This is a genomic window from Pseudorhodoplanes sp. (genome assembly GCF_035565855.1).
GTDB lineage: Bacteria > Pseudomonadota > Alphaproteobacteria > Rhizobiales > Xanthobacteraceae > Pseudorhodoplanes.
Window position 1 is genome coordinate 1 of record NZ_DATMRX010000066.1, and the last position, 9561, is coordinate 9561.

Genomic DNA, 9561 nt, shown 5'->3' on the forward strand with positions numbered 1-9561 from the left:
AGCGCTGGAGCGGGGGGCAAGCGACGAGGAGATCAAGAAGCTCACCGACGACCTGCGCGCCGCGCTCGACAAATTCCTGCAGGCGCTCGCCGAGGAGATGCGCAAGAATCCGCAGCAGATGGCGCGTCCGATGGATCCGAATGCGCGCAACCTGCGCTCGCAGGATCTGAAAAACATGATCGACCGCCTCGAGCAGCTCGCGCGCTCGGGTGCCAAGGACGCCGCACAGCGGCTACTGCAGGAATTGCAGCAGATGCTCGAGAATCTACAGATGGCGCGTCCCGGCCAGCAAGGTGATCAGGACTCCGACGACATGATGTCGGCGCTGGACGAACTCGGCAACATGATCCGCGAGCAGCAGCAATTGCGCGACCGCACCTTCCGGCAGGGCCAGGATCAGCTGCGTGAGCGGCAGCGCGGACAGCAGGGCCAGCAGAATCAGCAGGGCATGGGCGAACTGCGTCAGAACCAGCAGGCCTTGCGCGAGCAATTGCAGAAGCTTCTCGAACAATTGCGCCAGAAGGGCATGGGCCAGCAGGGCGAGCAGGGCCAGAACGGCATGGACCAGCTCGGCAAGGCCGGCGAGGCGATGGGAGAGGCGGAAGGCGAGCTCGGCGATGGCGATGCGGAGGGCGCCGTGGGCTCTCAAGGGCGCGCGCTCGAAGCGTTGCGCCGTGGGGCGCAGGGCATGGCGCAGGCCATGCAGCAGCCGGGCATGGGGCCGGGACCCGGTCAGCCCGGCCGCAACGGGCCGGCCCGCGCGCAGCAGGAGACCGATCCGCTCGGCCGTCCGATGCGGCAAGGCCGCGATTATTCCGACGACCAGACCGTCAAGGTGCCCGGCGAGATCGATGTGCAGCGGGCGCGGCGCATCCTCGATGAATTGCGCCGCCGCTTCGCCGACCCGGCGCGGCCGCAGATCGAGCTCGATTACATCGAGCGGCTGCTGAAGGATTTTTGAAGGCGGCTTGCTGGCGGTTGCTATGACAACCGCAAAGGTCTTTCAGAATGGGCGCGGCCAAGCGGACCGGCTTCCTCGCGACTTGAGCACCGGCGAATGGTTCGTGTTGCTTGATCGCTATCAGAACCCGTTCATGCCCGAAGGTCGCGACCAGCCAATGCCGCAAACCCGCGACATGTCGGATTGGTGCTGATCAATCGGCGGCCAAGGAAGGAAGACTGGTCGCTCCGTGAAATCCTCAGTGCATCTGCGGAGCGACAAGCGCTTCGCGCACGGCGCCGCAGATCGTCATCAGCGTGAACGGTTTCTGGATCACGTCGCGGATCAGCAATTCGAGTCCCGAGGCGCGTTCGCGCTGGTCGGCGTAGCCGGTCATGAGCAGGATCGGCAGCGCCGGATAATCGCGGCTTGCCGCAAGCGCGAGCGCAATGCCGTCCATGATCGGCATCTTGATATCGGTCAGCAGAAGATCGTAACGCCCCTCGTCGCGCACCAGGGCGTCGAGCGCCGCCGCGCCGTCGCTGTTGGCAAGGACTTCATGGCCGTCCTGCGCGAGCGCGCGCGCGACCAGTTCGCGCAATGAATCTTCGTCTTCTGCAAGAAGGATTCTCGCCATCGGATCCTCACATCAAGCCGGCTTGTCGATCGCGGCGGTTGAAGAAGCGGACAGTGACTCCGCTCGCATCGGGGGGCGGGGAAGCCAGCCTCGAACGGAACGGCAGCGTTTCGCCCGGCGGCAACAGGTCGCGCGGGGGCTGCGCGATCCAGGCATAGATCTCGCGGCCAGCCTGATCGGTGACCGCAAGGCGAAGGCGCGGCACCTCGGTGTGTCGCCTGGTCGTGCCGACGATGCGGCCTTCGACGATCAGCGTCGGGACCCCGTCCTGCACCTCGCGCGAGGTCTTGATGTCTTCGAAAGCGAGGCCCCGGAGATTCACCGGCAGCCCGATCGAGGCATAAAGCGAGGCGGTCTGCGGCAGCCACCGCACCACCTGCTGGCGCGCGGCGAGAAGGCAGACCAGGATCATGCCAAGGACGCAGATCAGAGCCGGCAAGGCATGATGCGACAGCGGACGCCGGTGCGGTGCCGGGCGCTTGGTCGCGACCTTTGCGGCGAAGCGTTCGATAGCCTTGGGCGTTTCGCGTTGGGGGATTTCGGGGACGATGGGCGGCGCAAGGTCGTTCGGCAGGGTCCGGGCCGGCTCGATGGCGGCCTGCCGGTCGTTCGGAAACTCGGGCAACCCGGTCTGCGCGGCGCCGATATCCACCACATCGTTCAGTGGCGGCCGGATCAGCATCGGATCGAGCGCCGGCGTGCCCGCCATGGCGGGTTCCTCTGGCAGAGCCGGCGCGGGCTGCTCGAACCACAGATTGTGGCACGAGACGCAGCGGACGGTGCGGCCGGTTTCCCCCAGACTTTCCGGGGTCACCTGGTAGGACGTTGCGCAATTGGGGCAGACGATGAGCATCGCTGATTCGGAGGGAGCCGGATTTCGGCCGCGACGCTAGCAGCGGATCGTTAACGGATTGGAAACCATACCGGGCTGTGCTTGCCATAGTGGATCATTCCGCCGTCGGGCGGCGCATGCCTCGGAATGACCAGAAAGAGCGAGTCCAACCGAGCGGCAGGGTCAACCGGAGCGCAGCGTGGTCCGTTTCGAAAATGTCGGCTTGCGATACGGCATGGGTCAGGAAATCCTGCGCGACCTGACGTTCCGGATCGAGCCGAATTCGTTCCAGTTCCTGACCGGACCCTCGGGCGCCGGCAAGACCTCGCTGCTCAAGCTCCTGTTCCTGTCACTGAAACCGACCCGCGGCCTGATCACCCTGTTCGGACGCGATACCTCCACGCTGAACGGTGACGGTCTGTCGGCGTTGCGCCGCCGCATCGGCATCGTGTTCCAGGATTTCCGGCTGCTCGATCACATGACCACCTACGAGAACGTGGCGCTGCCGTTCCGCATCATGGGCCGCGACGAGCGAAGCTATCGCAACGAGGTGGTCGAGCTGCTCCGCTGGGTCGGGCTCGGCGACCGGATGTGGGCCTTGCCGCCCGTGCTCTCCGGCGGCGAGAAGCAGCGCGCCGCAATCGCCCGCGCGGTGGTCGCGCGGCCGCAGCTTCTGCTTGCCGACGAGCCGACGGGCAATGTCGATCCGAGCCTTGGTCAGCGCCTCCTGCACCTGTTCCAGGAGCTGAACAAGTCCGGCACCTCGATCGTCATTGCGACCCACGACATCGCCCTGATGGATCAGTTCGATGCGCGCCGCCTTGTGCTGCATGGCGGCCGCTTGCACCTCTACGATTGAGGCGGCATGGCTCCGGCGCGGAAAACAGCGGCACCGATCGCGCAAGACACGCAGCACCGCGCGGTCGAGGCGCCGCTGCCGAAGATGGAATCGCCGATCGTGCCGCACCAGTCGATCGGCGGACGGGCGCTCGTGGCGGTGGTGGCGATCATGACCTTCCTCGCCGCGCTGACCACCGGCGCGGTGATGCTTGTGCGCATGAATGCCGCCGACTGGCAGGCCGAGGTGCTGCGCGAGGTGACGATCCAGATCCGGCCGGTCGATGGCAAGGTGACCGACAAGACGGTCGACGAGGCGGTCGGCATCGTGCGCGGCTTCGAAGGCATTTCCGAGGTCCGTCCCTATTCGCAGGCCGAATCCGGACAGCTGCTGGAGCCCTGGCTTGGCAGCGGACTGTCCCTCGATGAACTGCCGGTGCCGCGCGTCATTGTCGTCAAGCTCGACACCGGCTCGGCGCTCGACGTGCCGGCTTTGCGCAAGGCTCTCACCGAGAAAGTGCCCGGCATTTCGGTCGACGATCACCGCGGCTGGATCGACCGGATGCGGGCCATCGCCGATTTCGTCATGATCGGCGGCATCGTCGTCCTGGGCCTCGTGATCGCGGCAACGATCCTGAGCGTCAATTTCGCGACCCGCGGCGCGATGGCGGCGAACCGGCCCGTGATCGAGGTGCTGCATTTCATCGGCGCGCAGGACCGCTACATTGCCGGACAATTTCAGCGGCATTTCCTGTGGCTCGGGCTGAAGGGCGGCCTGATCGGCGGGGCGGCGGCCATCCTGCTGTTCGCGCTGATCCGGCCGGTGGAAGCGATGATCCGCGGCAATGCCGGGCCCGAGCAATTCGCCGCCCTGTTCGGCTCGATCTCGCTCGGCTTCAACGGCTACCTGATGATCCTCGCGCAGATCGTGGTGATCGCCGCGGTCGCGTCGGAAGCCTCCCGGCGCACCGTCAACCAGACCATCGCCTCGATCTGATAACCGTGAGCCAACATCGCGAGGCCCCATTTTCCGATATTCTGGTATGGGGTTGAAGAGAATGCCGTCCGCCGAATCACATTCACCATCGCGCACCGGATCGCGGGCCGGGTCCGGCCGGCTGCTGCGCGCGGTGTTCTGGGCGTTCGGCCTCGGGGTGCTGGCGGCCGCTGCATTCGGCCTCGGCTTTCTGTGGTTCGTGCACCGGCTGCCGGAAGCGGAATTAACGTTCACCGAAAAGGCCGATGGAATCGTGGTGCTGACCGGGGGCGCATCGCGGATCGAGGACGCGATCGACCTCCTGGCGCACGGCAAGGGCCAGCGCCTCCTGATTTCCGGCGTCAATCGCATGACCAGCGAGCGCGAAATCGCGCGGCTCAAACCCGAGCACGAGCGCATCATCGCCTGCTGCGTCGATCTCGACCGCACCGCGGTCAACACCATCACCAATGCGACCGAGACGAGGCGCTGGGTTACCGAACGCGGCTTCCAGTCGCTGATCGTCGTGACCTCGAGCTATCACATGCCGCGGGCGATGGCGGAATTGTCGCATCAGCTCCCGCACACCACGCTGATCGAATTTCCGGTGGTGAGCGAGCAGCTCAAGGCCGGTTGGGCGCATGGCCCGACCTTGCGACTGTTGTTCACCGAATATGTGAAATACGTGGTCGCGGTCACCCGCATCCATGTCCCGGTGATCGACCGGATCCTCGCCTGATCAATTCGGACCGCCTGCCGTGATCGTTTTCCGCTCCATCGTCTTCAACGTCGTCTTCTATCTCGTGCTGTTCGTCTATCTGATCGCGGCGATGCCGACGCTGCTCATGCCGCGTCATGCGCTGCTCGCCATGGTGAAGAACTGGAGCCGTGTGAATCTCTGGCTGCTTAAGGTGATCTGCGACATCGATTGCGAATTCCGTGGACTGGAAAATCTTCCAGCGGGCACCGCGTTGATCGCCTCGAAGCATCAATCGATGTGGGAGACCTTCGCGCTGATCACCGTGCTGAGGGACCCGGCCTTTATCCTGAAGCGCGAGCTGTTGTGGATCCCGTTCTTCGGCTGGTGCGCGGCGAAGGCGGAGATGATTCCGGTGGACCGGGGCCGGCGGACGCAGGCGCTGGCGTCGATGACCGAGCGCGCGAAAAAGGAAACGGCGAGGGGCCGCGAGATCATCATCTTCCCCGAAGGCACGCGGCGTGCGCCCGGCGCCGAGCCGAAATACAAGTTCGGCGTCGCCTTCCTCTATACGGAGCTCGGCATCCCGTGCGTACCCGTCGCGCTGAATTCCGGGCTGTTCTGGCCGCGCCGCTCGTTCATGCGCTATCCGGGCGTGGTGCGCGTCGATTTCCTCGAGCCGATCGAGCCGGGGCTCGACCGCCAGACCTTCTACGATCGGCTGCAGGAGGCGATCGAGGCACGCACCGCGGAACTCGTCGCAATGGGTCAGCAGCCGCGCCGCTAGAGCGATTTCGTTCGAGGTGGAATCGCATCCCCTGGTTCTTGTCATGCCCCGCGAAAGCGGGGCATCCAGTAAACTCCTGAAGGCGTTGCGTTTACTGGATCGCCCGCTTTCGCGGGCGATGACAGCCAAAGAGCGGCTGCTTCGGTGGAAAATGAATGTGCTCTAGGCGGCGCTCTTGAGCCGCTCCGCGAGCGCGTGCAGCTCCGCGTCCCGGCATCCTAGCCGCTCCAGTTCGGCGACCGTCGACAGCACATAGTCCGGATTGGGTCCCGAGCGGCCATGCCCCTGCCGGATCAGGTGCAGGCGCTGTTCGATCGACAGCTTGCCGGCATATTGAGGGTGGCCGCGATCGACCACGTAGGTCAGCGCTTCGATGCGGCGCTCCGGATTGCCGAGCAGCGTCACGTTGCGCAGGACTTCCAGATAGACGGAGGTTGCCTGTTCGCGTTCGCGCAGATAGGCGATGGTGGCTGCACGATCGGCAGCGGCCACCCGGAAGGCGATGCCCCGGCAGGCGCCGCCCCGATCGAGCCCGAGCACCAATCCCGGCTTTTCGGGCGTGCCGCGATGAACGAAGGAATAGACGCACAGGGAGCGGTGCAATCCGGTGACGCGGGCGGGATGCTTTTCCAGAAAGGCGAAGCCCGGCCGCCACAGCAGCGATCCGTAGCCGAAAACCCAAAGATCCTCGGGGATTTGGTCGATTGCGAGCTTCATTGCACAGGCGAGATAGGGCCTAGCATGCCCCCGCGCAAACATCGAAACGCCGTATTCGCCTATCTGATGACGGCTTGGAAGGGCAGACAGGGACAACGCCCATGACCCATGACACCGGAGCGCGGCGGCGCCGCTCGATCGGCTGGCTCATTCCCGCGCTGATCGTCGTGATCGTCGTGGCCGGATGGTCCGCCTTCTGGTTCTACGCCGCCGAGCGGGCGCGCGACACCATGGCCGGCTGGATCGAGCGCGAAGCGCATGCCGGGCGCGTCTATGCATGCGGACAGCAATCGCTCGGCGGGTTTCCGTTCCGGATCGAAATTCGCTGCGACGGCGCCACCGCGTCATTCGAGAAAGCCCGGCCCCCGGTGACGCTCGCGGCGCGCAGTATCCTGGCCGCGGTCCAGGTCTATCAGCCGACCCTCGTGCTGGCCGAGATCGACGGGCCGCTCACGGTGGCCGATCCGGGCCAGTCGGCGAAACTGAGCGCGAACTGGGCGCTGGCGCAGCTCAGCCTGCGCGGCACGCCGCGCAATCCGCAGCGGGTGTCGATGTCCACGAACAAGCTCACGCTGGACAGCGTCGGCGGCGACAAGCCGGATCGCGTGTTTGCGGCCGAGAATGCCCAGCTCCATGGCCGGCTGGCCTCAGGCACGGTACGCGAAAACCCGGTGATCGACATTGCGGCATCGCTGAAGGCAGCGACCGCGCGCATCCATCCGCTGGCGGCGACGCCGTTCGACTTCGACGGCGATACCCGGCTGATCGGCCTGCGCAATTTCCAGCCGAAGTCCTGGGCCGAGCGCTTCAAGGAAATCCAGCAGGCGAACGGGCGCATCGAGGTTCGCAACATGCGCCTCAAGCAGGGCGATCTCCTCGCGGTCGCGTCAGGCAACCTCAGCCTGACGCGGCAGGGCTTTCTGGATGGCGAATTGACCGTCACCGCGACCGGGATCGAGAAATTGCTGCCGGCGCTCGGGATCGAAGCGCTGGCGCGGCAGGGCGGCAACCGGAACCAGCGCCTCGGCGCGGCCCTGAGCCTGATCGATCAGATGGCGCCGGGCGCGATCTCGAGCGCGGTGTCGCTTCTGGGCGAGCCGGTCGAGCTGGAAGGCCGTAAAGCGACGCGGATGCCGCTGCGCTTCAAGAACGGATTTGCAACGCTCGGGCCAGTGAAACTCGGGCAATTGCCGCCGCTGTTCTGATTTGCGCGTCGCGCAACATCCTCCGTTCATTCCCGCGAAAGCAGGAATCCCGAAGGACTTAGGTCCCCGCTTTCGCGGGGACGAACGGCATTAATTCGCCCGACCGGTATCAGTCTCAATCGTCGTCGGACGCATAGGGCCGCGCGATCGGCGCGATCGGCAGCGGGCCATGTTTGCGGCCGAAGTCGGGCGCAGCCGAATCCTGCCCCATGCTCACGATGCCGCGCCTTATCGCGCGCGTGCGGCTGAAATGTTCGAACAGCGCGTCGCCATCGCCGCGCCGCATCGCGCGGGTCAGCCGCGTGAGGTCCTCCATGAAGGTGCCGAGCATCTCCAGCACCGCGTCCTTGTTGTGCAGGAACACGTCGCGCCACATGGTTGGGTCTGAGGCTGCGATGCGGGTGAAATCGCGGAAGCCGCCGGCGGAGAATTTCAGCACTTCGGACTCGGTCACCTCGCCGAGTTCATCTGCGGTGCCGACGATGGTGTAGGCGATCAGGTGCGGCAGATGGCTGGTGATTGCGAGCACGAGGTCATGGTGCTCCGGCGTCATCGCCTCGACCTTGGCGCCGATCCGTTCCCAGAACGCCTTCAGCTTTTCGGTCGCGGCGGGGTCGGTGCCTTCGACCGGCGTCAGGATGCACCAGCGGTTGACGAACAATTCCGGGAAGCCCGCATCCGGCCCGGAATTTTCGGTGCCGGCAACGGGATGCGCGGGAATGAAATGCACGCCCTTGGGCACGAACGGCGCCATGTCGCGGGCGACCGAGGTTTTCACCGAGCCGACATCGGACAGGATCGCGCCCGGCTTGAGATGGTCCGCGATCTCCTTGGCGACATCGCCGCAGGCCCCGACCGGCACCGCGACCACCACGAGGTCCGCATCCTTCACCGCTTCGGCACTCGTTTCCGCGACGACGTCCGCGAAATCGCCGCCGATCTCGCGCACGCGCTTGCGCGCCTCGGGCGAGCGGTCGGTGACGACCACGGTCTTTGCCGCGCCCGCAGCCTTCGCCGCGCGCGCGACCGAACCGCCGATCAGGCCGGCACCGATCACCGCAAGGCGGGAGACGATGGGGGCGGTGGTCATCGAAGCGCGCACCGGTTTTCTCCCCTCCCCCCGCGAAGCGGTGGGGAGGGGACGGGGGTGGGGGGAGAGGACGCGAAGGCGATCGGCAGAGTTTGGGGCGAAGCACACCCCCCACCCCGGCTCACATCGCTAGCGCGATGTTCGCCGACCCTCCCCACCGCTTCGCGGGGGGAGGGAAGAAGCAGCGAGCTGTCGCAGGAACTGGGCGAGAGTGCCATGCCAGCATCACTTCCCCATGAATTCGGCCAGCGTCTTCACGGTCAGCCGGTTGGCTTCCTCGGTGCCGATCGACATGCGCAGGCAATTCGGCAGCTTGTAGGCCCGCACCGCGCGCATGATGACGCCCCGCGAGGTGAGAAGCGCGTCGGCCTCCGCCGCGGTCTTGCCCGGCGTTTCCGGGAAATGCAGCAGGATGAAGTTGCCGACGCTCGGCGTCACCTTGATGCCGAGCTTCTCGATCTCGGTGGTCAGCCAGGGCAGCCACTTGTCGTTATGCGCGCGCGCCTTCTCGATGTGAGCTGAATCGTTGATCGAGGCGATGCCCGCTGCGATCGCCGGCGCGTTGACGTTGAACGGACCGCGGATGCGCTCGAGCGCGTCGACGATGGCGGCCGGCGCATAGAGCCAGCCGATGCGCAGATTGGCGAGGCCGTAGATCTTCGAGAAGGTGCGCGTCATCACGACGTTCTCGCAGGAGCTGACGAGCTCGATCCCCGCGGCGTAGTCGTTCGCGCGGACGTATTCCGCATAGGCGGCGTCCAGCACCAGCAGCGTGTGGCGCGGCAGTCCCGCCTGCAGCCGCTTCACCTCGTCGAACGGCAGATAGGTGCCGGTCGGGTTGTT

11 protein-coding genes are annotated in these 9561 nt (G+C 65.8%); 6 read left to right on the top strand and 5 right to left on the bottom strand.

Annotation, left to right across the window (positions count from 1 at the left end; all coding sequences use genetic code 11):
• Positions 1–961 (top strand): DUF4175 family protein (locus VN004_RS03845; RefSeq protein ID WP_325607198.1); only part of this gene is annotated, 961 nt, incomplete at its 5' end.
• Positions 962–1199: 238 nt separating this feature from the next.
• Here VN004_RS03845 and VN004_RS03850 read toward each other — a convergent pair.
• Both VN004_RS03850 and VN004_RS03855 read right to left on the bottom strand, forming a co-directional pair.
• Positions 1200–1577, bottom strand: a complete 378-nt coding sequence (locus VN004_RS03850; protein WP_325607199.1) for a response regulator — start codon at positions 1575–1577, stop codon at positions 1200–1202.
• Between the two features lie 7 nt (positions 1578–1584).
• Entirely contained in the window at positions 1585–2430 is an 846-nt protein-coding gene (locus VN004_RS03855; protein WP_325607201.1) for an MJ0042-type zinc finger domain-containing protein, read from the bottom strand.
• 178 nt (positions 2431–2608) lie between these two features.
• Between VN004_RS03855 and ftsE the strand changes: the two genes are divergently transcribed.
• The 4 genes from ftsE to VN004_RS03875 all read left to right on the top strand — a co-directional run bounded on the left by ftsE (position 2609) and on the right by VN004_RS03875 (position 5706).
• Entirely contained in the window at positions 2609–3268 is a 660-nt protein-coding gene (ftsE, locus tag VN004_RS03860; protein ID WP_325607203.1) for a cell division ATP-binding protein FtsE, read from the top strand.
• Positions 3269–3274: 6 nt separating this feature from the next.
• Positions 3275–4243, top strand: a complete 969-nt coding sequence (locus VN004_RS03865) for an ABC transporter permease (protein ID WP_325607204.1) — start codon at positions 3275–3277, stop codon at positions 4241–4243.
• A 61-nt stretch (positions 4244–4304) separates the two neighbouring features.
• On the top strand, positions 4305–4961 hold the full coding sequence (locus VN004_RS03870) for a YdcF family protein (protein ID WP_325607206.1): 657 nt from the start codon (positions 4305–4307) through the stop codon (positions 4959–4961).
• 19 nt (positions 4962–4980) lie between these two features.
• Positions 4981–5706, top strand: coding sequence for a lysophospholipid acyltransferase family protein (locus VN004_RS03875; protein ID WP_325607208.1), 726 nt, complete (start codon positions 4981–4983; stop codon positions 5704–5706).
• 162 nt (positions 5707–5868) lie between these two features.
• Here VN004_RS03875 and VN004_RS03880 read toward each other — a convergent pair whose 3' ends face one another.
• Entirely contained in the window at positions 5869–6423 is a 555-nt protein-coding gene (locus tag VN004_RS03880; protein WP_325607210.1) for a gamma-glutamylcyclotransferase, read from the bottom strand.
• A 101-nt stretch (positions 6424–6524) separates the two neighbouring features.
• Between VN004_RS03880 and VN004_RS03885 the strand changes: the two genes are divergently transcribed.
• Positions 6525–7628 carry a DUF2125 domain-containing protein gene (locus VN004_RS03885; RefSeq protein ID WP_325607212.1) on the top strand — a complete coding sequence of 368 codons (1104 nt, stop codon included), beginning with the start codon at positions 6525–6527 and terminating at the stop codon, positions 7626–7628.
• A gap of 115 nt (positions 7629–7743) precedes the next feature.
• On the opposite strand, the gene VN004_RS03890 is transcribed toward VN004_RS03885, so the two are convergent.
• Together VN004_RS03890 and VN004_RS03895 are read right to left on the bottom strand one after the other, a co-directional pair.
• Positions 7744–8718, bottom strand: a complete 975-nt coding sequence (locus VN004_RS03890; protein WP_325607213.1) for a prephenate/arogenate dehydrogenase family protein — start codon at positions 8716–8718, stop codon at positions 7744–7746.
• A gap of 225 nt (positions 8719–8943) precedes the next feature.
• Positions 8944–9561: histidinol-phosphate transaminase (locus tag VN004_RS03895; RefSeq protein WP_325607215.1), on the bottom strand; the 618-nt coding region annotated here is incomplete at its 5' end.